The organism is Pseudomonas sp. KH_027 (assembly GCF_057838565.1).
In genome coordinates, this window is sequence record NZ_CM174470.1 from 4,579,208 (window position 1) to 4,600,501 (window position 21,294).

The 21,294-nt window shown below is 61.7% G+C and carries 19 protein-coding genes; 8 read left to right on the forward strand and 11 right to left on the reverse strand.

Annotated elements, in window-relative coordinates:
• Window positions 1–70: 70 nt before the first annotated feature.
• Both AC3IYG_RS21475 and AC3IYG_RS21480 read right to left on the reverse strand, forming a co-directional pair.
• Window positions 71–1,429 carry a glutamine synthetase family protein gene (locus tag AC3IYG_RS21475; protein WP_489311493.1) on the reverse strand — a complete coding sequence of 453 codons (1,359 nt, stop codon included), beginning with the start codon at window positions 1,427–1,429 and terminating at the stop codon, window positions 71–73.
• Between the two features lie 45 nt (window positions 1,430–1,474).
• Window positions 1,475–2,227, reverse strand: a complete 753-nt coding sequence (locus AC3IYG_RS21480; protein ID WP_489311494.1) for a gamma-glutamyl-gamma-aminobutyrate hydrolase family protein — start codon at window positions 2,225–2,227, stop codon at window positions 1,475–1,477.
• Window positions 2,228–2,503: 276 nt separating this feature from the next.
• On the opposite strand from AC3IYG_RS21480, the gene AC3IYG_RS21485 reads away from it, so the two are divergent.
• The 6 genes from AC3IYG_RS21485 (at window position 2,504) to AC3IYG_RS21510 (ending at window position 9,567) form a co-directional block, all read left to right on the forward strand.
• A complete protein-coding gene (locus AC3IYG_RS21485) occupies window positions 2,504–3,880 on the forward strand; it encodes a glutamine synthetase family protein (RefSeq protein ID WP_489311495.1) in 1,377 nt (458 codons plus the stop codon).
• Between the two features lie 240 nt (window positions 3,881–4,120).
• On the forward strand, window positions 4,121–5,191 hold the full coding sequence (locus AC3IYG_RS21490) for an extracellular solute-binding protein (RefSeq protein WP_489311496.1): 1,071 nt from the start codon (window positions 4,121–4,123) through the stop codon (window positions 5,189–5,191).
• A 78-nt stretch (window positions 5,192–5,269) separates the two neighbouring features.
• Window positions 5,270–5,911, forward strand: coding sequence for a TetR/AcrR family transcriptional regulator (locus tag AC3IYG_RS21495; protein WP_489311497.1), 642 nt, complete (start codon window positions 5,270–5,272; stop codon window positions 5,909–5,911).
• A gap of 199 nt (window positions 5,912–6,110) precedes the next feature.
• Window positions 6,111–6,989: an N-carbamoylputrescine amidase gene (gene aguB, locus AC3IYG_RS21500; RefSeq protein ID WP_489311498.1), complete on the forward strand. Its 879-nt coding sequence runs from the start codon at window positions 6,111–6,113 to the stop codon at window positions 6,987–6,989.
• Window positions 6,990–7,144: 155 nt separating this feature from the next.
• Entirely contained in the window at window positions 7,145–8,251 is a 1,107-nt protein-coding gene (gene aguA, locus AC3IYG_RS21505) for an agmatine deiminase (RefSeq protein WP_489311499.1), read from the forward strand.
• Window positions 8,252–8,466: 215 nt separating this feature from the next.
• Window positions 8,467–9,567 carry a polyamine ABC transporter substrate-binding protein gene (locus AC3IYG_RS21510; protein ID WP_489311500.1) on the forward strand — a complete coding sequence of 367 codons (1,101 nt, stop codon included), beginning with the start codon at window positions 8,467–8,469 and terminating at the stop codon, window positions 9,565–9,567.
• Window positions 9,568–9,582: 15 nt separating this feature from the next.
• On the opposite strand, the gene AC3IYG_RS21515 is transcribed toward AC3IYG_RS21510, so the two are convergent.
• The gene (locus tag AC3IYG_RS21515) at window positions 9,583–10,554 is read right to left on the reverse strand and encodes a GGDEF domain-containing protein (protein WP_489311501.1); all 972 of its coding nucleotides are present in this window, start codon (window positions 10,552–10,554) and stop codon (window positions 9,583–9,585) included.
• 111 nt (window positions 10,555–10,665) lie between these two features.
• A complete protein-coding gene (gene desA / locus AC3IYG_RS21520; RefSeq protein WP_489311502.1) occupies window positions 10,666–11,853 on the reverse strand; it encodes a delta-9 fatty acid desaturase DesA in 1,188 nt (395 codons plus the stop codon).
• 160 nt (window positions 11,854–12,013) lie between these two features.
• Between desA and dibA the strand changes: the two genes are divergently transcribed.
• Entirely contained in the window at window positions 12,014–13,909 is a 1,896-nt protein-coding gene (dibA, locus tag AC3IYG_RS21525; RefSeq protein WP_489311503.1) for a phosphodiesterase DibA, read from the forward strand.
• A 13-nt stretch (window positions 13,910–13,922) separates the two neighbouring features.
• Here the strand turns inward: dibA and AC3IYG_RS21530 are convergent, their stop codons facing one another.
• The 7 genes from AC3IYG_RS21530 to AC3IYG_RS21560 all read right to left on the reverse strand — a co-directional run bounded on the left by AC3IYG_RS21530 (window position 13,923) and on the right by AC3IYG_RS21560 (window position 19,623).
• Window positions 13,923–14,138, reverse strand: a complete 216-nt coding sequence (locus AC3IYG_RS21530) for a TOBE domain-containing protein (RefSeq protein WP_056842174.1) — start codon at window positions 14,136–14,138, stop codon at window positions 13,923–13,925.
• A gap of 56 nt (window positions 14,139–14,194) precedes the next feature.
• Window positions 14,195–15,004, reverse strand: coding sequence for an aliphatic sulfonates ABC transporter ATP-binding protein (gene ssuB, locus AC3IYG_RS21535; protein WP_489311504.1), 810 nt, complete (start codon window positions 15,002–15,004; stop codon window positions 14,195–14,197).
• The gene (gene ssuC / locus AC3IYG_RS21540; RefSeq protein WP_489311505.1) at window positions 15,001–15,798 is read right to left on the reverse strand and encodes an aliphatic sulfonate ABC transporter permease SsuC; all 798 of its coding nucleotides are present in this window, start codon (window positions 15,796–15,798) and stop codon (window positions 15,001–15,003) included. The genes ssuB and ssuC overlap by 4 nt, the downstream gene beginning before the upstream one ends.
• Window positions 15,799–15,938: 140 nt before the next feature.
• Window positions 15,939–17,102 (reverse strand): FMNH2-dependent alkanesulfonate monooxygenase, encoded by a 1,164-nt coding sequence (gene ssuD / locus AC3IYG_RS21545; protein WP_489311506.1) that lies wholly within the window; start codon window positions 17,100–17,102, stop codon window positions 15,939–15,941.
• Between the two features lie 61 nt (window positions 17,103–17,163).
• On the reverse strand, window positions 17,164–18,132 hold the full coding sequence (locus AC3IYG_RS21550; protein ID WP_489311507.1) for a sulfonate ABC transporter substrate-binding protein: 969 nt from the start codon (window positions 18,130–18,132) through the stop codon (window positions 17,164–17,166).
• Between the two features lie 177 nt (window positions 18,133–18,309).
• Complete coding sequence (ssuE, locus tag AC3IYG_RS21555; protein WP_489311508.1) at window positions 18,310–18,900, reverse strand: NADPH-dependent FMN reductase; 591 nt, start codon at window positions 18,898–18,900, stop codon at window positions 18,310–18,312.
• 84 nt (window positions 18,901–18,984) lie between these two features.
• A complete protein-coding gene (locus tag AC3IYG_RS21560; RefSeq protein ID WP_489311509.1) occupies window positions 18,985–19,623 on the reverse strand; it encodes a peroxiredoxin in 639 nt (212 codons plus the stop codon).
• 263 nt (window positions 19,624–19,886) lie between these two features.
• Here AC3IYG_RS21560 and AC3IYG_RS21565 point away from each other — a divergent pair, with 263 nt between their 5' ends.
• Complete coding sequence (locus tag AC3IYG_RS21565; protein ID WP_489311510.1) at window positions 19,887–20,882, forward strand: sulfate ABC transporter substrate-binding protein; 996 nt, start codon at window positions 19,887–19,889, stop codon at window positions 20,880–20,882.
• Window positions 20,883–21,294: the final 412 nt, after the last annotated feature.

The window sequence follows — 21,294 nt, forward strand, 5'->3', positions numbered from 1 at the left end:
ACAGGCGCGGGCGCTGCCCGAGCCTGGTATCGGGCCTGAGGGCGAATCAATCGCCCTCAGGCCCGTTCGATTACACCGAAAGCAGCAGGAACTCACGCTCCCAGGAACTGATCACGCGCTTGAAGTTCTCGTGCTCGGCACGCTTCACCGCGACATAGCCGGTGATGAACTTGCTGCCCAGGTACTTCTCGATCGTCTGGGAGTGTTCCATCCGCTCCAGGGCGTCCTCGATGGTCAGCGGCAGGCGCAAGTTGCGACGCTCATAGCCACGGCCCTTGACCTGGGCGCTGGGGGTGATCTGCTCGACCATGCCGATGTAGCCGCACAACAGGCTGGCCGCGATGGCGATATACGGGTTGGCGTCGGCGCCCGGCAGGCGGTTTTCCACCCGGCGGTTCTGCGGGCTGGCATCCGGCACGCGCAGACCGACCGTGCGGTTCTCTTCGCCCCACTCGACGTTCACCGGTGCCGAGGTGTCCGGCAGGAAGCGGCGGAACGAGTTGACGTTCGGCGCGAACAGCGGCAACAGCTCGGGAATGAACTTCTGCAGGCCACCGATGTGGTGGAGGAACAGTTCGCTCATCGAACCATCTTCGTTGGAGAAGATGTTCTTGCCGGTCTCGATATCGATGATGCTCTGATGCAGGTGCATGGCGCTGCCCGGCTCACCGGTCATGGGCTTGGCCATGAAGGTGGCGGCGACGTTATGTTTCAGCGCCGCTTCACGCATGGTGCGCTTGAAGATGATGATCTGGTCGGCCAGGTGCAAGGCTTCGCCGTGACGGAAGTTGATTTCCATCTGCGCGGTGCCGTCCTCGTGGATCAGCGTATCGAGATCCAGTTCCTGGGCTTCGCACCAGTCATAAACATCTTCGAACAGTGGATCGAATTCGTTCGCAGCGTCGATGGAGAACGACTGACGGCCGGTTTCCGGGCGACCGGAACGACCGATCGGTGCTTGCAGCGGGTAGTCCGGGTCATCACTGCGCTTGGTCAGGTAGAACTCCATCTCCGGCGCCACGATGGGCTGCCAACCTTTATCGGTGTAGAGCTTGAGCACTTTCTTGAGGATGTTGCGCGGCGACAACTCGATCGGGTTGCCCTGCTTGTCGTAGGTGTCATGGATCACTTGGGCGGTGGGCTCGATGGCCCAGGGCACGAGGAACACGGCATTTTCGTCCGGCCGGCAGACCATATCGATATCGGCCGGGTCGAGCAGGTCGTAATAAATGTCGTCTTCCACGTAGTCGCCGGTGACCGTCTGCAGCAATACGCTTTCAGGTAAGCGCATGCCCTTCTCGTCGATGAACTTGTTGGTCGGCGAGATCTTGCCACGGGAAATTCCGCTCAAGTCACTGATGAAACATTCAACTTCAGTGATCTTGCGCTCTTTCAGCCAACTAGTGAGTTGGTCGAGTTTGGGACTCATAAAGACCTCAGGGGGGGGTTGAGAGCTCAACTGTTATAGCTAAGCTCAGCGTTGACTCGCCCGCTTGCGGCAGGCATCACCAAATGCCTGGAAGATGACGAGGTAATCGGGATTCGAGCGTACTTGCCACTCCGGGTGCCATTGCACCCCGAGGGCAAAGCTCTTGGCTCCCTCGACCGAGAAGGACTCGATCAGTCCGTCAGGAGCCAAAGCCTCAACACGCAGGCCCGGCGCCAGACGTTCAACGCCCTGGCCATGAATCGAATTGACATGAATCTCGTCCGGCAAGCCGAGGCCGGCGAGCACACCACCCGGCTGCACCAGCAGCGGATGGCTTGGTGCGTATTGAACTTCCAGCGGCTCGTTCTGCGGCTCGCGGTGGTCCATGAAGGGGCCGACCTCATGCACGTTCTGGTGCAGGCTGCCGCCAAAGGCTACGTTTATTTCCTGGAAGCCACGGCAGATACCGAGCAGCGGCACACCGGCGGCCACTGCCGCACGGATCAGCGGCAAGGTGGTGCGGTCACGCTCGGGGTCGTGTTGCGTACCTGGCGCACTGGCCGGGCCTTGGTAATGATGAGGTTCGACGTTAGATGGCGAGCCGGTGAACAGCAAGCCGTCTAGACTTTCTAGTAGAGAGGGCTGGTCAATCAACTCAGCCAGCGACGGAATGATCAGCGGCAGGCCACCGGCTCCGACAGCCACTGCCCGAACGTATTTGTCACCCGCCATATGGTGGAGGTGGAGGCCGATCTGCTTGGAGCAGGCGGTAACGCCGATTAACGGCAGGCGCGACATGGGACACCCGTTTTATTGCTGTTATGGGTTTGAAACGAGCTTAGCCTTGTTCATTTTTTTACACAATAGTGATGTAAATAATTTAACACGCGGCGCTGGGCACCGCGCCGGCCAAGGCCGCGACTGGGTTTACAGTGCCCTGCAACGCCCTAAAAACGGCCATCACGCCCTTTTTCAGGGCAAAATGTGGCACTATTGACAGTGTGAGGCGTTTAAGATTGACTCACACCCCATCAGTCGAATGATTGATATTTTTAACAATAAAGGTGTTGCATCATGTCGGTACCCCCGCGTGCCGTTCAGCTTAACGAAGCGAACGCGTTCCTTAAGGAACATCCTGAGGTCCTGTTCGTCGACCTTCTCATTGCAGATATGAATGGAGTGGTGCGCGGCAAGCGCATCGAGCGTGCGAGCCTGCATAAGGTTTACGAACGTGGCATCAATCTCCCGGCTTCTTTATTCGCCTTGGATATCAACGGCTCGACAGTGGAAAGCACCGGTCTGGGTCTGGATATCGGCGATGCCGACCGTATCTGCTACCCCATCCCCAACACCCTGTGCAATGAACCTTGGCAGAAGCGCCCAACCGCGCAGCTGTTGATGACCATGCACGAACTGGAAGGCGAGCCGTTCTTTGCCGATCCACGGGAAGTGTTGCGGCAGGTGGTCGCGAAGTTCGACGAACTGGGCCTTACTATCTGTGCCGCGTTTGAACTCGAGTTTTACCTGATCGACCAAGCGAACGTGAACGGCCGACCACAGCCGCCACTCTCGCCCTTGTCGGGCAAACGTCCGCACTCCACCCAGGTGTATTTGATCGACGATCTGGACGAATACGCCGAATGCCTGCAGGACATCCTCGAAGGCGCCAAGGAGCAAGGCATTCCAGCCGACGCCATCGTCAAGGAAAGCGCCCCGGCACAATTCGAAGTCAACCTGCACCACGTGGCTGACCCGATCAAGGCCTGCGACTACGCCTTGCTGCTCAAGCGTCTGGTGAAGAACATCGCCTACGACCACGAGATGGACACGACCTTCATGGCCAAGCCGTACCCGAATCAAGCGGGTAACGGTCTGCACGTGCACATTTCGATTCTGGACAAGGACGGCAAGAATATCTTCGCCTGCGAAGATCCCGAGCAGAACGCCCCCTTGCGCCATGCCATCGGTGGTGTGCTGGAGACCATGGCGGCATCGATGGCCTTCCTGTGCCCCAACGTCAATTCCTACCGCCGTTTCGGCGCACAGTTCTATGTGCCGAACTCGCCGTGCTGGGGCATCGACAACCGCACCGTCGCCCTGCGCGTGCCGAACGATACGGCGGATGCCGTGCGGATCGAACACCGGGTCGCCGGCGCCGACGCCAACCCCTATCTGCTGCTGGCTTCGGTACTGGCCGGCGTGCACCACGGCCTGACCAACAAGATCGAGCCCAATGCACCGGTAGAAGGCAACTCCTACGAGCAGAATGAGCAGAGCCTGCCGAACAACCTGCGCGATGCCCTGCGCGAGCTGGACGACAGCGAGATCCTGGCGCGCTACATCGACCCGAAATACATCGATGTCTTCGTCGCCTGCAAGGAAAGCGAGCTGGCCGAGTTCGAGAACTCGATCTCCGACCTCGAGTACAACTGGTATCTGCACACCGTGTAAGTAGCACCCGACGCCGGCCTTGAGCCGGCGTCGTTTTATCTGCAAGACGCAAAGGATTCTTCGCTCCGCCTTTAGCGGCCGAGCACCGCTTTGTGCGGTCGCGCGTCAAACGCCGGACACCTCGGCACGATGAACAAGCATCAGGCCCGCAAAGTGCCGCTCAGCTTGGATAGATGGAACTCATCCGCAGTGCCGGAGGGTGCTGCACATGCTGTGAACCGACACTTAAGGACGGTCGTCATGCCCCGTTTTCTCGCCCCGCTGCTATTCGCCTTGGCCCCTCTGCTGATCTGCCCACTGGCAACCTCTGCCGAGGAGATCGTCGTCTACAACTGGAACGACTACATTGCGCCGCAGGTGTTGGTCGATTTCGAGCAAGAAACCGGTATCCATGTCGACTACCGCACCTACAGCACCGCCGAAGAACTGGATGAAGCCCTGGCCAGCGGCGAGTCCATCGATATTGCCGTGCCATCCCATGACAACCTGCCCGCGCTGATCAAAGCCGGGCGCCTGCAGCCGCTGGATATGAGCCGGCTACCCAATCGTCAGCACCTGGACAAGCAACTGTTGAGCAAGCTCGCGGCAGTCGACCCGCGCAACCGCTATGCGGTCCCCTACCTGTGGGGCGCCGTCGGCCTGGCGGTGAATACCCAGCTGGCGGAACAGGCTTTCGGTGGCCCACTGCCCGAAAGCTGGAGCCTGTTGTTCGACCCGGCACAAAGCGCGCGCCTGGCCAGTTGCGGCATGAGCGTGCTGGATGCCCCGGATGAAGTGCTCTCCGTGCTCATGACTTATCAGGGCCGCAGCCTGGCCCATAGCGCGCCGAAGCAGGTCAAACGGGCCGGCAGCGTTCTCGATGAACTGCGCCCGCACCTCAAATATGTCGACAGCGAACGCTATATCGAAGATTTGAAGCAGGGTCGGCTCTGCGTGGTGCTGGCCTGGGTCGGCGATGCACTGGGCGCCGCCGCGGCCGGCCAACCCGTGCGTTTTATCGTGCCGGAGGAAGGTTCGGTGCTGTTTATCGATAACCTGGTGATCCCCAGCAGCGCGCGCCGGGCCGACCTCGCGCACCGCTTCATCGACTACCTGATGCAGCCCAAGGTAGCCGCGCTGATCACCACCGAAACCCTCTTCCCCAGTGGCAACGCCGACGCCAAGGAGTTTCTCGACCCGGCGCTGCGCGACCAGCCCGGACTCTACCCGGATCGCGCCACCAAGCGCCGCCTGGCGGCGCTGGAGTCTCTGCCGGACAAGCTCGTCCCGGTGCGCGACCAGGTGTGGGAACGCTTTCGCAACGGCAGCTGAATCAGCCGCGCGCAGGCCGACTTGCTAGCGGCCTACCGGCTGGCGTCCAATAGCGCCTCCCATGCCGAGGAGAGCCCCATGCAGCGCCCCGCCACCGCCCGCAAACCACGCGCCAGCAGCCAAGCCCGGATCGCCGGGATACTCGCCGCCGCCCGCGCCTTGCTGGCCGAAGACGGGGTCGCCGGCCTGTCGATCTACAGCGTCGCCGAGCGTGCGCAGATGCCACCGTCCTCGGTCTATCACTTTTTCGCCAGCGTGCCGGCAATCCTCGAAGCCCTCACCGCCGACGTGCACGCGGCCTTTCGCGCCTGCCTGCAGCAGCCAATCGAGCACAGCACGCTGCGCGACTGGCGCGACCTCTCGCGGCTGGTCGAACAACGCATGCTGGCGATCTATGCCAGCGACGCCGCCGCCCGCCAGCTGATCCTCGCGCAACACGGCCTGAGCGAAGTCACCCAGGCCGACCGCCAGCACGACATCGAGCTCGGCCACCTGCTGCACGCACTGTTCGACCGGCACTTCCCGCTGCCGCTGCTGCCGGCGGAAATCGACGTATTCGCCCTGGCGCTGGAGCTCAGTGACCGGGTCTATGCGCGCTCGGTGCAACTGCACGGCGAGATCACCCCCCGCCTCGCCGAGGAAGGCATGCGCGTGTTCGATGTCTATCTCAGCCTGTACCTGCCGCCGTGCCTGCCCATGCGCAAGTTGCAGACGCAATAAGCAGATATTTATCGGTATTTATATCGGAAAATATCTTTCGATAGAAAAAATAAGCTTCAAAAGCGGATTTTTATCGACTATAAAGTCAGCAACCGCACGGCTGACGCTCGTCTGCCGACACGGCATTGCCACAGCGCTCTGCTAGCGTCAGATGCCCCGTGCACAGACCCAAGCTGTCATCACTCCTACGAGGTGCTCCATGTCCCGTATCGTCACCGTCGCCGCCACGCAGATGGCTTGTTCCTGGGATCGCGCGGCGAACATCGCCAACGCCGAGAAACTGGTGCGTCAAGCCGCCGCCAAGGGCGCGCAGATCATCCTGATCCAGGAACTGTTCGAAACCCCGTATTTCTGCCAGAAACCGAATCCGGACTACCTGCAACTGGCCACCCGCCAGGACGCCAACGAAGCCATTGCGCACTTCCAGAAAGTCGCCAAGGAACTGCAAGTGGTGCTGCCGATCAGCTTCTTCGAGCTGGCCGGGCGCGCGCGCTTCAACAGCATCGCGATCATCGACGCCGACGGCAGCAACCTCGGCATCTACCGCAAGAGCCATATCCCGGACGGCCCCGGCTACCACGAGAAGTACTACTTCAACCCGGGCGACACCGGCTTCAAGGTCTGGCAGACCCGCTACGCCAAGATCGGCGTCGGCATCTGCTGGGACCAGTGGTTCCCCGAGTGCGCGCGCAGCATGGCGCTGCTCGGTGCGGAAATCCTCTTCTACCCGACCGCCATCGGCAGCGAGCCGCATGACAAGAGCATCAGCTCGCGCGACCACTGGCAGCGCGTGCAGCAAGGCCACGCCGGCGCCAACCTGATGCCGCTGATCGCCTCCAATCGCATCGGCAACGAAGCGCAGGATGGCTACGACATCACCTTCTACGGCTCGTCGTTTATCGCCAACCAGTTCGGCGAGAAAGTCGAAGAACTGAACGAAACCGAAGAAGGCGTGCTGGTACACAAGTTCGACCTCGACCAGCTGGAGCATATCCGCAGCGCCTGGGGCAGCTTCCGCGATCGCCGGCCGAACCTCTACGGGCCGATCAAGACCCTGGATGGCGCGCTGGAGTCCTGAGCCTGATGGCGATCTTCCGATCTTCGGCTAGACAAGAAGGGATGAAGTCGACTGGTTTTTTGTGGAAACAACTGTCTCTGTGGGAGGGGCTTTAGCCGTGATAGCGTTATTACGGCCAAAGCCCCTCCCACGGGTGTCCACCTAAGGTATTTGCAATGACGACCCTGAACACCACCCCACGCGCCGACGGCTTCCGCATGCCGGCCGAATGGGAAGCACACAGCCAGACCTGGATGGTCTGGCCCGAGCGGCCGGACAACTGGCGCCTCGGCGGCAAGCCGGCGCAAGCCGCCTTCAGCGCCGTGGCCAAGGCCATCGCCCGCTTCGAACCGGTGACGGTCTGCGTCAGCGCCGGGCAATACGAAAATGCCCGCGCCCGACTCGATGACAGCACTATCCGCCTGGTCGAAATCACCACCGACGACGCCTGGGTCCGCGACACCGGGCCGACCTTCGTGACCAACGGGCAAGGCGAAGTACGCGGCGTGGACTGGGCCTTCAACGCCTGGGGTGGCTTCGACGGCGGCCTGTATGCGCCGTGGCAGCGCGACGATCAGGTGGCGCGCAAGATCCTCGAGATCGAAGGCAGCCCGCGCTATCGCACCGAAGGCTTCGTGCTGGAAGGCGGCTCCATCCACGTGGATGGCGAAGGCACGCTGATCACCACCGAGGAATGCCTGCTCAACCGCAACCGCAACCCGCACCTGGGCCGCGAAGAGATCGAAACGGTGTTGCGCGAGCATCTGGCGATCGACACGGTGATCTGGCTGCCCGATGGCCTGTTCAACGACGAAACCGACGGTCACGTCGACAACTTCTGCTGCTATGTGCGCCCGGGCGAAGTGCTGCTGGCCTGGACCGACGACGAGCAGAACCCCAACTACTCCCGCTGCCAGGCCGCCATGCGTGTGCTGGAAAGCGCCAAGGATGCCAAGGGCCGCAGCCTGATCGTGCACAAAATGCCGATTCCCGGGCCGCTGTATGCCACCGATGAGGAGTGCGCGGGCGTCGACCTGGTGGCCGGTACCCAGGAGCGCGATCCATCGGTGCGCCTGGCCGGTTCCTACGTCAACTTCCTGATCGTCAACGGCGGCATCATCGCGCCGAGCTTCGACGACCCGAAAGATGCCGAGGCCAAGGCCATCCTGCAGCGCCTGTTTCCCACCCATGAAGTGGTGCTGGTGCCGGGCCGAGAAATCCTCCTCGGCGGCGGCAATATCCACTGCATCACCCAGCAGCAGCCGGCACCGCAACAGCGCTGACTACCGATGTCGAGCCCGGCAAGCGCTGAAGAAGCCAGCGCTTGCCGCGGCACAGGGAGGCGTCACCCGCGAAGCAAAGACACAAACCTTTGCTTCGCGTTAACCGAGCTCGCGCTTGTCGCGGACCCGGCGTGTTCTGAAAAGTCAGGGCGACTGTCTCAGAACATCTCTAAAGACTTTCAAGCGTTCCGCCATCACTCAATAAGGACACTAAAATGAATGCGCTCATACGATTGATCGGATACACCGCCCTGGGTTCTACCCTCATCGCCACGGCCGCCCAGGCCGAAGAACGCACCTTGCGCGTCTACAACTGGTCGGACTACATCACCCCGGAAACCCTGAAGAACTTCAAGCAGGACACCCAGACCCAGCTGATCTACGACATCTTCGACACCAACGAAGCGCTGGAGGCCAAGCTGCTCACCGGCAACTCCGGCTACGACGTGGTGGTGCCGTTCAATATGTTCCTCGCCAAACAGATCCAGGCCGACGTCTTCCAGGAACTGGACCGCAGCAAGCTGCCCAACTGGCAACACCTCGACCCGGAACTGATGAAGCTGCTGGAAGCCACCGACCCCGGCAACAAGCACGCGGTTCCCTACATGTACGGCACCGTGCTGATCGGTTTCAACCCGGCCAAGGTCAAGGCCGTGCTCGGCGACAACGCGCCGGTGGACAGCTGGGACCTGATCTTCAAGGAAGAGAACATCAGCAAACTGAAGAAATGCGGCGTGGCCCTGCTCGACTCGCCGTCGGAGATCATGCCGCTGGCCCTGCACTACCTGGGCCTGCCGCCGAACAGCAAAGAGCCGAAGGACTACGAGAAAGCCGAAGCGCTGATGCTGAAGATCCGTCCATACATCACCTACTTCCACTCCTCGAAGTACATGACCGACATCGCCAACGGCGACATCTGCGTGGCCGTCGGCTACTCCGGCAGCTTCTACCAGTTCGCCAACCGCGCCAAGGAGGCAGGCAACGGCGTGGTGGTGGACATGCGCCAGCCCAAGGAAGGCGCGCCGATCTGGTTTGACATGCTGGCCATTCCCAAAGGCGCGAAGAACCCCGAGGACGCCCACGCCTTCATCAATTACCTGTTAAAACCCGAGGTGATCGCACCGATCAGTGACCTCGTCGGCTATCCGAATCCGAACAAGGACGCCACCGGGCTGGTCACGGCAGCGATCCGCAACAACCCCAACCTCTACCCGACCGCCGAGGCACGGACTCGCCTCTATATTCTGGAACCCTTGCCACGTGCAGCCGAACGCGCCCGGACCCGGGCCTGGACCAAGATCAAATCGGGAACCTGACCGACCCCACCAGCGTCAGCCTGCGACTATCTGATTCTTGCCTTGCCGTTTGGCCTGGTACATAGCCGCATCGGCCCGGGCGAACAGCGCATCGAGGGTGGCGTCATTGCGCTGCAGGCTGGTCAGCCCCTGGCTGACGGTGACGCCGAACACGGCACCATCGTAGCTGAACGTCAGCCGCTGGATTTCCCGCTGCAGACGCTCGGCAATCTGCAGCGCCAACTCCGGTGCACAGCAAGGGAACAGGGCGGCGAACTCCTCGCCGCCAATGCGCCCGAACAGGTCGCCGCGCCTGAGCGCAGCGGTACTGCAGTGGGCAATTCGCTGCAGCACCACGTCGCCCATCTGGTGGCCGTAGGTGTCGTTGATCTGCTTGAAGTTGTCGACATCCAGCAGCAGGAAGGCCAACGGCCCCGCCGCCTTGCTGGCCTGCTCGAACTCTGATTGGGCGCACTCGAAGAAATACCGGCGGTTGCTGCTTTGCGTCAGCACATCGGTGGTCGCCAGCCGTTGCAACTCCCCCTCCAGCTGCTTCTTTTCAGTGATGTCTTCGGCAATGCCGACCACGATCAAGGGCTTTCCGGCTTCGGCCTGGCGGCTGATGAAGCATTTATCGCTGAGCCAGCGCAGTTGCCCGTCTGCGCGAAAAATCCGGTATTCGCGGACTTCGACCGCGCCCTTGATCAGCACTTCGGCGAAGCTCGCGGCAGCGTGTTCGACATCGTCGGGATAGATGCTGTTGAGCCACTCGCCGTAGTCGGCCAGCAGTAATCCGGCGGAGCGGCCAAAGACTCGCTCGTAAGCCGGGCTGACATAGATGATCCGCTGCGCCTGCCAATCGAAAGCCCAAAGCACCGCGTTGACGCTGTCGAGCAGGGAACTGAACAGCTGCTCGCGCTCGCCCAGGCGCTCGACCTCGCTGCGGCTATGCAGCAAAGCCAAGGTCAGAGCCTCCAGCTCTGGCGATAGAGGAGTCTGCTCGTCCATTAGATGTCCTTTCTGTCTGAATACATCGGCGACGACTGCAGCATACTGCGCCCAATACATGCGCAAAAAAAAGCCCGCCGAACGGCGGGCTTTTGAGCGTGAGCTGAAAGCTTAAGCCAGGGTCGCCGGGCGCAGCGAATAGGTTTTCAATTGCTCGGCGAAATCTCGCAGCGACTGGATGCCGCTGGCCTCGGCCTCGTGTACCCAGACTTTGATCGCTTCGAGCATATCGTGGCCATTGGCACTGGTTTTCGCCCAGATGTGCTGCAGCGCCAGGCGCTTCTCGTAAATCACCTTGAGCGCCTGGCTTTGCTCGAGCATGACCTGGATGCGCGCATGGTGCTTGTCATCCAGCAGGCTGGTCTCGCGCGAGAGCAGGCGTTTGGCGCGGTGGAACTGATGGCGAACCGAAGCGTCGGCTTTTGCCAGCTCCTGTTTGACCAGCGGCGCGATCACCAATTTGCGGTACTGCGCCATGATCTGAAAGCGGTTGTTGAGGATCGCCATGGCGGTGTCCATGTCCAGGCTGCCCTTGCCGGCAACCCGGTGGGCAATCGGCGCGACCCGCTGCACCTTGGCCAGGCGCAGGAAGCTGAACAGCTGAATCCAAGCCCAGCCCATATCGAACTCCCACTTCTTGACCGACAACTTGGCCGAGTTCGGGTAGGTGTGATGGTTGTTGTGCAGCTCTTCGCCGCCGATGAGGATGCCCCACGGCAGCAGGTTGGTGGCGGCGTCGCGGCATTCGAAATTGCGATAGCCGACCGCATGGCCCAGACCGTTGATCACACCGGCGGCCCACACCGGAATCCACATCATCTGCACCGCCCAGACGGTGATGCCGAGTGCACCGAACAAGGCCAGGTCAATGATGGCCATCAACGCAACGCCACCCATTGGGAAGCGCGAATAAAGGTTACGTTCGATCCAGTCTTCGGGGCAGTTCTTGCCGTAGATACGCAGGGTCTCGGGGTTTTCCGCTTCCGCGCGATACAGCTCGGCGCCGGTGCGCAACACGGTGGACAGGCCTTTGATCACCGGGCTGTGCGGGTCATCGACGGTCTCGCATTTGGCGTGGTGCTTGCGGTGGATCGCCGTCCACTCGCGGGTGTTCTGGCCAGTAGTCAGCCACAGCCAGAAACGGAAGAAATGCTTGAGTGCCGGGTGCAGCTCCAGCGCGCGGTGCGCCGAGTAGCGGTGCAGGTAGACGGTGACGGCGACGATGGTCACGTGCGTCATCAGCAGGGTGACCACCAGCACTTGCCAGGCCGACAGGTCGAGAAAACCGTTGTACCACATAGAAAACGCTACCTCGGGGTAATGAACTCACGGCTTGTCTGACAAGCCACGGCGCATTATCACCGAGCGCACCGAGAAAACCAGTCCGTCTTTTAGATCAAAATATGTTCCACTGCCGCGCATCCATACTGTCCGTGACGAATTCAAAGCCCTCTCTTGCATGACTATTTACCGCCGCGCCCTGCTGCTCACCTTCATCTACCTGGTCTGCGCCAGCCTCTGGATACTCGTCAGCGACTACCTGCTGAGCGAAATGGGCCTTGGCATCACCCAACTGGAACGCCTGCAACTGGCCAAGGGGCTGGGTTTCGTGCTGTTCAGCGGACTACTCCTGCACCTGATCCTACGCAACCATGATCGTCAGCAAGACCGGGCATTGTCCGCCATGCGGAACAATATGCAGCGTCTGCGTCAGGCGGCGGCGGTTTTCGAATCCACCCAGGAAGGCGTGTTGGTGACCGATGCACAGATGCGCATCAGCCATGTCAATCCGGCGTTTTCCCGCATCACCGGCTATCAACAAAGCGAGATCCTCGGCGACACGCCGCGACTGCTCAAATCCGGACGCCATGACCAGACCTTCTATCGACAGATGTGGCAGAGCCTGCTGAACCACGGGAGTTGGAGCGGCGAGGTGTGGAACCGGCGCAAGGATGGCGAGGTTTATCCGCAGTGGCAGTGCATCCGCGTGATTCACGATGAACAAGCTCGCATCAGCCACTATGTCGCGGTCTTTTCCGACATCAGCGCGCTCAAGCGCTCGCAGCATGAACTGGATCACCTGGCTCACCATGACCCGCTGAGCAACCTGCCCAACCGTCTGCTGTTCAGCGAGCGCATCACCCGCGCACTGGAACAAGGGCGGCGCGACAAACAGGGTGGCGCCGTGCTGCTGATCGACCTCGACCACTTCAAGCACATCAACGAAAGCCTCGGCCATAGCGCCGGCGACCAGCTCTTGAAGCAGGCCGGCGAACGCTTGCAGACACAGCTACAAGCGGGCATGACCCTGGCGCGCCTGGGTGGCGATGAGTTCGGCCTGTTGTGCGAGGACTGCCAGCAGCCAGCACACGCCGCCGCCATCGCCGAGCGACAACTGGCGGTGCTGCGTCAACCGTTCAACATCGAGGGTCAGGAACTGTTCATCGCCGCCAGCATCGGCCTCAGCCTGTTCCCCGGCGACGCCCAGACTGTCGAGCAGGTACTGCGCAATGCCGACTCGGCGCTGTTCAAAGCGAAGAACAGCGGCCGCGAAACCTACGCCTTCTACAGCCAGGAACTGACCACCCTGGCCCGGCAACGCGTCGAGCTCAGCGCACAGTTGCACCAGGCTCTGGAGCAGGAACAGCTGCGGGTTTATTACCAGCCGATCTACAACCTGAACGACGGTCGGTTGGTCGGGGTCGAGTCGTTGGTGCGCTGGCAGCACCCGCAGCGCGGGCTGGTGCCACCGGGCGAGTTCATCCCGATTGCCGAAGAAAGCGGCCTGATCGGCGCCATCGACGCCTGGGTACTGCTGCAGGCCTGCCGACAAATGCGCCTCTGGCAGCAACAGGGGTTGCACCTGGAGTTTATCGCGGTGAACGTCTCCAGCCGCCTGTTCAGCCGCGGCCAACTGGATACGCAGGTCATGCGCGTACTGGCGGAGACCGGCCTGGAACCCGGCTACCTGGAGCTGGAAATTACCGAAAGCGCGGTAATGGATAATCCGGATGCGGCCCTGGAGCTGATGCAGCGCTTGTGCGCACTCGGCGTGCGCCTGGCCATCGACGACTTCGGTACCGGCTATTCCTCACTGGCGCGGCTCAAGCGCATGCCGGTGCACAAACTCAAGCTGGATCAGAGTTTTGTTCGCGGCTTGCCCACCGATCAGGACGATGTGGCGATTGCCCGCTCCGTCGTTTCCCTGGGCCAAAGCTTGGGGCTGAAAGTGCTGGCAGAAGGCATCGAGCAACCGGCGCAGGCCGAGCTCCTCCGGGAGCTGGGCTGCGACCTGGCTCAAGGCTACCTGTTCGGCCGCCCGCAACCGGCCGGGCTCATCACCCTGCCGGACTGAGCCCAGCCGTCTCTCAGAGCTTGGCGATCGATACCTCGGTGGATTTGACGAAGGCGATCACTTCACTGCCGACGCCCAGCTCCAACTCTTTCACCGAGCGGGTGGTGATCACCGAGGTGACGATGCCGGAAGCGGTCTGGACGTCGATCTCCGACAGCACGTCGCCCAGCACGATTTCCTTGATGGTGCCCTTGAACTGGTTACGAACGTTGATGGCTTTGATGGTCATGGTGTTTCTCCTGGGTCGGTAATCCGGATGCATTCCGGGAATGTTGAAACAGCGTTCTAAAGCGCCCAACGCAATTGCGTGGGCAGCGGTGAAACAGGTTCGGGCGGCTGCGGCGTCGGCGCTTGCGCGAGCACGCGGCTGAGCACTTCGGCTTCCAGTGCGGCCAGGCGCGCCGAGCCACGGGCCCGAGGGCGCGGCAAGCTGACCGGCAGATCGAGGCCGACCTGGCCGTCTTCGATCAGGATCACCCGATCGGCAATCGCCACCGCCTCGCTGACGTCATGGGTGACCAGCAAAACGGTGAAGCCATGCTGTTGCCAGAGGCCTTCGATCAGTTGCTGCATCTCGATGCGGGTCAAGGCATCCAGCGCGCCGAGCGGCTCATCCAGCAGCAACAGGCGCGGCTGGTGAATCAGGGCGCGGGCCAGCGCCACCCGCTGCTTCTGCCCGCCGGACAGCGCCGCTGGCCACTCGTAGGCGCGCTCGGCCAGGCCGACCGCTTGCAGCGCCGCCAGTGCCCGCTCACGCCAGTCGCCGCGCAGGCCGAGGCCGACGTTGTCGATAACCCGCTTCCAGGGCAGCAGGCGCGCGTCCTGGAACATCAGCCGGGTGTCTTCGCGGGAATCGCTGAGCGGCGCAGAACCGGCCAGCAGCGCGCCACCGCTGGGTGAGTCGAGCCCCGCCAACAGACGCAGCAATGTGCTCTTGCCGCAGCCACTACGGCCCACCACGGCGACGAACTGACCGGCCGGAAACAGCAGGTCGATGTTCTGCAGCACCTCGCGGCGACCAAAACGCTTGTGCAAACCACGCACCGCCAGGGGAATACCGCGCTTCAACTGTTGCGGTGGATTGAACGCCGTCATGCCGCACCGCCTTTGACCACTTGATAGGCCGGGTGCCAGCGCAACCAGACCCGCTCCAGACCGCGTGCGGCGAGATCGGCCAACTTGCCGAGCACCGCGTAGAGCAGAATCGCCAGCACCACCACGTCGGTCTGTAGGAACTCGCGGGCATTCATCGCCAGGTAACCGATGCCGGCGCTGGCGGAAATGGTCTCCGCGACGATCAGCGTCAGCCACATGAACCCGAGGGCGAAGCGCACGCCGACCAGGATCGACGGCAAGGCGCCGGGCAGGATCACCTGGCGGAACAGCGCGAAGCCGGACAGGCCGTAGCTACGGGCCATTTCCACCAGAGCCGGGTCGACGTTGCGGATGCCGTGGTAGGTATTCAGGTAAATCGGGAACACCGTGCCGAGGGCAACCAGAAAAATCTTCGCCGACTCGTCGATGCCGAACCACAGGATCACCAGCGGGATCAGCGCCAGGTGCGGCACGTTGCGGATCATCTGCACCGAGCTGTCGAGCAAGCGCTCGCCCCACGTCGACAGGCCGGTGACAAAGCCCAGGATCAGCCCGATGCCGCCGCCGATGCTGAAACCGATCGCGGCGCGCCAGCCGCTGATCGCCAGGTGCTGCCAGATCTCGCCACTGCGCAGCAGCGCCACCCCGGCCTCGATCACCGCACTCGGCGCCGGCAGGATGCGCGTCGACAGCCAGCCGGCGACCACCGCCAACTGCCAGAGGCTGAGCAAGGCCAGCGGCAGGGCCCAGGGCGCGAGACGCAGGGCCAAACTATTCACGTAGGTTTTCGTCATTTCCAGTCCTGCCAAATCTCGCGTAGGAGCGGGCCATGCCCGCGATATGTTTGTCTTTCGCGGGGCAGCAGCCGTTCCCTACGGCTTGCCGCATTTCCCACATCCATGTGGGGCTCAGGCCCGCGCCTACAGGGTTCATATCAGCTCTGCGACGCTGCTTTGGGCAGCTTTCTTTCCGGTGGAGCAGCGTTGGCCACCATCTCGCCGAACGGGCTGACGTAACCACGGGCCTCCGGTACTTGCGGACGTGCCACATCCAGATGCGGAAACAACAGCTCGGCGACCCGATAGGATTCTTCCAGGTGCGGATAGCCAGAGAAGATGAAGGTGTCGATACCCAGCGCCGCGTACTCCTTGACCCGCGCCGCCACCGTCGGGCCATCGCCGACCAGCGCCGTACCCGCGCCACCGCGCACCAGGCCGACACCGGCCCAGAGGTTGGGGCTGACTTCCAGGTTGTCGCGGCTGCCGCCGTGCAGGGCGGCCATGCGCTGCTGGCCGACCGAGTCGAAGCGCGCCAGGGAAGCTTGGGCGCGGGCAATGGTCTCGTCATCGACGTGCGAGATCAGCCGCTCGGCAGCCTGCCAGGCCTCTTCATTGGTCTCACGCACGATCACATGCAGACGAATCCCGAAGCGCACGGTACGCCCGTGCCTGGCGGCCTTCTCGCGGACTTGAGCGATCTTTTCGGTGACGGCGGCGGGCGGTTCGCCCCAGGTCAGGCACAGCTCGACCTGCTCGGCGGCCAGATCCTGCGCGGCATCCGAGGAACCACCGAAATACAACGACGGACGCGGTTGCTGAATCGGCGGGTAGAGCAACTTGGCGCCCTGCACGCTGATGTGCTTGCCGGTGTAATCGACGGTCTCGCCTTCCAGCACCCGACGCCAGATACGGGTGAACTCGACCGCGGCCTCGTAGCGCTCTTCATGGCTGAGAAACAGGCCATCGCCGGCCAGTTCATCCGGGTCGCCACCGGTCACCAGGTTGAACAACGCGCGGCCATTGGAGAGCCGATCCAGAGTCGCCGCCTGCCGTGCCGCGACGGTCGGCGAGATGATGCCGGGGCGCAGGGCGACGAGGAATTTCAGATTCTGCGTCACCGCAATCAGCGACGCTGCAACCAGCCAGGAGTCTTCGCAGGACCGGCCCGTCGGGATCAGCACGCCACCGAAACCGAGACGGTCAGCCGCCTGGGCGATCTGTTGCAGGTAGCCGTGATCGACCGCGCGGGCGCCCTCGGCGGTGCCCAGGTAGTGGCCGTCGCCGTGGGTGGGCAGAAACCAGAACATATTCAGGCTCATGGGAGTTGTCTCCTTGGTATTCGTGACCCCCTCCCAGCGGGAGAGGGTTCAGCACATGCGTTTACTGGGCTTGGCTGGCCAGCTTCAAAGGCGGCGTCCAGATCACGTCCTTGATGCTCAACGGTTTGGGAATCAGCTTGAGCTGGTAAAAGCTGTCGGCGATTTTCTGCTGTGCCTGCACGACTGCCGGGGTGAGGAGTTGCGCGCCATAGCCCTGGCGTTTCACCGCGGTCAGGGTGATTTCTTTGGACAGGCCCAGCAGCGGCGCAACCTGCTCGGTGACGGCTTCAGGGTCGGCTTTCGAGTCCACGCCAACGGCGCGAACTTCCTCGATCAGCGCGCTGATGACCTTGGGGTTTTTCTGCGCATAGGGTTTGGTCGCCAGGTAGAACTGGTGGTTGTCGACCAGGCCCTGGCCATCGCGCAGGGTGCGTGCCTGCAGTTGCTGCTCGGCGGCGGCCTGGAAGGGGTCCCAGATGACCCAGGCATCGACGCTGCCACGCTCGAAGGCGGCGCGGGCATCGGCCGGGGGCAGGAATATCGGTTGGATATCGCTGTATTTCAAGCCGGCATCTTCCAGCGCACGCACCAGCAGGTAGTGCACGTTGGAACCTTTGTTCAACGCGACTTTCTTGCCTTTGAGGTTCTGTACCGAGGTGATCGGCGAACCCTTGGGCACCAGGATCGCTTCGCTGTGCGGCGCTGGCGGTTCGTAGGCCACGTACAGCAGATCGGCGCCAGCGGCTTGGGCGAACACCGGCGGGGTTTCGCCCGTCACACCAAAGTCGATCGAGCCGACGTTGAGGCCTTCGAGCAACTGTGGGCCGCCGGGGAACTCGGTCCACTTCACCTCGACGCCCTGCTCGGCCAGACGCTTTTCCAACGAGCCCTTGGCCTTGAGCAGCACCAAAGTGCCGTATTTCTGATAACCGATCCGCAGGGTTTCGGCTTGTGCTTGGGTAATGGCGCCGAAAGAGATGGCCGCGACAAACAGGGCGACCAGGCTTCGACGCAAAGTGACAGTGCGCATGGCGCTCTCCTTTGCTCTAAGTAGTGGTGCGCCTGCTGGCCCGTTGGCGGGCGAGTAAGGCTGGGTTGAGTACGGGGTAAAGCGGTTTTGCGTAGGAGCTGCCCATGGCGGCGATGCTTTTGCCGTTGGCGTTTTCGCGGCCATGGACCGCCCCTACAAAAAGTCGTATTCGGTGTTTCAAATACTCCAGTTGGCCGCGAGCAAACGGTCATTCAATACATTCGGGCCAATCGGCCGAGGCCGCCGCGCCATGGCGCTGACAAACTGCTCCAGCGACTCGTCCAGACGTTGTTCCAGGCTGGCGGCCAATTGCGCCGCCTCACCTTCGCCGTAGGCGATCTGGCTGTCGTCGACGAACACACCATGCAGCACTTCCTGCGCTTTCAACGCGGTCAGCACCGGCCGCAATGCGTAATCCACCGCCAGCATGTGTGCCTTGCTGCCACCGGTGGAAAAAGGCAGCACCACCTTGTGGCTCAGCGCCCGCTCCGGCAGCAGATCGAGCAGCACCTTCAGCACCCCGGAAAAGGAGGCCTTGTACACTGGCGTGGCGATCAACACCCCGTCGGCAACGGCGATATGCTCGATCAGCGCAACGATCTGCGGGCTGTCGAAACGCGCGTGCAACACGTCTTCGGCGGCAAAATCACGAACCGTGTACGCCACCACTTCGACTCCGCGCGTCTGCAACCAGCGCCGCGAGCGCTCCAACAAGATTCCGCTGCGGGATCTCTGGCTGGGGCTACCGCCCAATGAAACCACCAACATGACTTACTCCTTTGCTTCCCGACCTGTTGCTGGACGCCACTCACGGCGCCCAGGCTCAAGCGGGCTCGGGCGACTTCTCGGCGATCAACGATTCGGCTGCGGGGTGAGGCGCAAGTAGGGTTTGACCACGCGATAGCCTTGCGGGAAGCGCTGCTTGATTTCGTCTTCGTCCTTGAGCGAAGGCACGATCACCACCTCATCACCGTCCTGCCAGTTGGCCGGGGTGGCAACCTTGTAGTTTTCGGTCAATTGCAGGGAGTCGATCACCCGCAGGATCTCGTTGAAATTGCGCCCGGTGCTGGCCGGATAAGTAATGGTCAAGCGCACCTTTTTGTTCGGGTCGATGACGAACAGCGAACGTACGGTCAGGGTGTCGTTGGCGTTCGGATGGATCAGGTCATAGAGGCCGGAGACCTTGCGGTCGGCGTCGGCGATGATCGGGAAGTTGACCGTGGTGTTCTGGGTTTCATTGATGTCCTCGATCCACTTCAGGTGCGAGTCAACCGGGTCGACCGACAGTGCGATGACCTTGACCCCACGCTCGGCGAACTGCCCTTTCAACTTGGCGGTGAAGCCCAGTTCGGTGGTGCACACCGGGGTAAAATCCGCTGGATGGGAAAACAGCACGCCCCAGCTATTGCCCAGCCACTCGTGAAAACGAATGCGGCCTTCACTAGAGTCTTGTTCGAAGTCGGGGGCGATGTCGCCGAGTCTGAGGCCCATGGTTCTGCTCCTGAGGTGAGTCGTTGCGTGGGCTCACTATGCTGAGATGCAGAACAAATTAAAAAGAATAAATAACAATTTATTTATGCTTTTAAAGAATATTAAGCGGTACAACCCCGGCGCTGGGAACCTCTACCGCTGGCACCCGGCATCCAATAAAAAGATATAAGCAAGTAATCAATTATTCTTTATACGAATAACAAAAGGCTTTTATAGTTCGCCCGTTTACTCCCGAACCCAGGACTCAGGACAAGGACTTTTCGATGAAGCGACTACTCACCACCTCACTGCTGGCGGCCAGCCTGGCACTGGCCTCCAGCGTGCAGGCGGCCACCTTGCTGAACGTTTCCTATGACGTGATGCGCGACTTCTACAAGGACTACAACGCGGCCTTCCAGAAGCATTGGCAAGCCGAAGGCGGCAAAGACCTGAGCATCCAGATGTCCCATGGCGGTTCAAGCAAACAGGCCCGTGCGGTGATCGATGGCCTGCAAGCCGACGTGATCACCATGAACATGGCCACCGACATCAACGCCCTGCATGACAACGGCAAGTTGGTCCCGGAGAACTGGGCCACGCGCCTGCCGGACAACAGCGCGCCGTTCACCTCGGCCACCGTGTTCATCGTGCGCAAAGGCAACCCGAAGAACCTGCACGACTGGCCGGACCTGCTGAAAAGCGGTGTCGAGGTGGTGGTGCCGAACCCGAAGACCTCTGGTAACGGCCGTTATACCTACCTCTCCGCCTGGGGCTATGTGCTCAAGCAGGGCGGCGATGAGCACGCCGCCCGCGAGTTCGTTGGCAAACTGTTCAAGCAAGCGCCGGTGCTGGACACCGGCGGCCGTGCGGCGACCACCACCTTTATCCAGAACCAGATCGGCGACGTGCTGGTGACCTTCGAGAACGAAGCGGAAATGATCGCCCGCGAGTTTGGCCGTGGCGGCTTCGAAGTGGTCTACCCCAGCGTCTCCGCCGAAGCCGAGCCGCCGGTGACCGTGGTCGACAAAGTGGTCGATAAAAAAGGCACGCGCAAAGAAGCCGAGGCTTACTTGAAATACCTCTGGTCCGACGAAGGTCAGCGCATCGCCGGCAACAACTACCTGCGCCCGCGCAACCCGATGATCCTCGCCGAGTTCGCCGACCGTTTCCCGAAAGTCGAGTTTCTGCCGGTGGTGAAAACCTTCGGCGAATGGCCGCTCATCCAGAAGACCCACTTCAACGATGGCGGTGTGTTCGACCAGGTCTACAGCGGGCAGTAACAGCCCACCCGCAATACAAAAGCCCGGCCTTGCTCCGGGCTTTTTGTTGGGTTGTGCCTACCGCAGGTTGGTGCAAATGTAGGTTGGTGCTGAACGCAGTGATGCCCAACATGGAGTCGCCCCGCGACCCCCGGTGCTCGGTCCGGTCTCGAACTCGATTGGATTCCCGCCTACGCAGGGATGACGACGCTCTATACCCGTCACTCCCGCGCAGGCGGGAATCCAGTGAGTAATCGGAGTCATCGGCTAAGAAGACCCGGCTTTCACGTTCAGAACCGAGTAGCGGGAGCCGCTAAGCGACTCCTTGTTGGGCATCGTCTAGGGCTCAGCACCAACCTACACCGGGACTGCCCGCGCGATAACCGCCTCAAAACCAACAAACCGCAGGCACAAAAAACCGGGCCCATGGGCC